Below are 1,319 nucleotides of genomic sequence, written 5' to 3'. Positions count from 1 at the left end.
ACGTTCCAGGCAGCCAGTTGCGCTTGTTCGGCGGGGGTCAGCAGGGGTTGGGCGGCGATGGCGATGGCCGGCTGGCTGGTCAGTTGCGCCAGAAGTTGTTGGTAGTGGTCTGCCAGACTTTGAATGGTGGCGGCGTCGAACAGGTCTTGGGCATAGGTGAAGAAACCGCCGATCCGGCCGTTGCTGTGTTGTTCGGTGTCGAGGCTGAGATCGAATTGGGCGGCGCCGTTGTCGCGGTCTATGGCTTGGATTTGCCAGCCGTTTTGTTGTTGCAACGCACTGAAGTCTTGTTGCTGGTGGTTGATCAGAATTTGAAACAGCGGGTTTTGTCCGAGCCGGCGTTCCGGTTGCAGGGCGTCGACCAGTTGTTCGAACGGCAAGTCGGGATGGGCTTGGGCGTCCAGCAGGTGGTGTTTGACTTGGGCCAGGAAGGCGGTGAACGACTGGCGGCTGTCGAGCTCGCTGCGCAACACGACGGTGTTGACGAAGTAGCCGATCAGGTGTTGGCTTTCCGGGCGGTTGCGGTTGGCCAGCGGCAGACCGATGCGCAAATCGGTTTGGCCGCTGTAGCGGTACAGCAGCACCTTGAAGGCGGCCAGCAGCACCATGAATACGCTGGCGCTGTTTTGCCGGGCCAGTTGCTGGATGGCGTGGCTGAGCGGTTCGGACAGGGCAAAGCCGACCCGGCCGCCGCGCTGGCTAGGCTCCGAAGGCCGAGGCCGGTCGTAAGGCAGTTCGATGACCGGTTGTTCGCCGCCCAGGCGGTCGGTCCAGTACGCCAGTTGCCGTTGGCTTTCGCCGGCTTCCAGCCAGCTGCGTTGCCAGACGGCGTAGTCGGCATGACGGATGGGTAAAACCTGTAAGTGCGGTTCGCGTTGGTGAATTAGGGATGAATACAGTTCGGCGAATTCGGCCAGCAACCGGTTCAGGGACCAGCCGTCGGCGATTAAATGATGCAGACTCAGGTTGAGTTCGTGCACCGGCGCATCTTCGGCGGGCAATCGAACCAAGGTAACCCGCCACAGCGGGCCGTGTTCCAGATCGAACGTTTGACGAGTGGCGGCTTCGGCCACTCGGCTGGCTTGGGTTTGCGCGGTTTCGGCGTCCAGAGCGCTGAGGTCGTGGTAAGCAATGTCGACCGGCGCGGCGTCCAACAGGCGCTGCCGGGGCTGGCCGTCGACGGCGTAGAATACGCTGCGTAAGGCATCATGGCGCGCGGCCAGCGTGTCGAAAGCTTGTTGCAACGCGCCACGGTCCAGCGCGCCGACGATCCTCACTCCGCCGGCAATGTGGTAGGCCGTGCTCGTGGGGTCGAGTTG

Annotated in this window: 1 protein-coding gene; it reads right to left on the bottom strand. The window is 62.5% G+C overall.

Annotation, left to right across the window (positions count from 1 at the left end; translation table 11 throughout):
* Positions 1-1,319 (bottom strand): condensation domain-containing protein (locus A1355_RS08655; RefSeq protein WP_231883610.1); only part of this gene is annotated, 1,319 nt, incomplete at both ends.

This window comes from Methylomonas koyamae (genome assembly GCF_001644025.1).
Classification (GTDB): Bacteria; Pseudomonadota; Gammaproteobacteria; order Methylococcales; family Methylomonadaceae; genus Methylomonas; species Methylomonas koyamae_A.
This window is presented reverse-complemented; position numbering and strand designations above follow the sequence as displayed.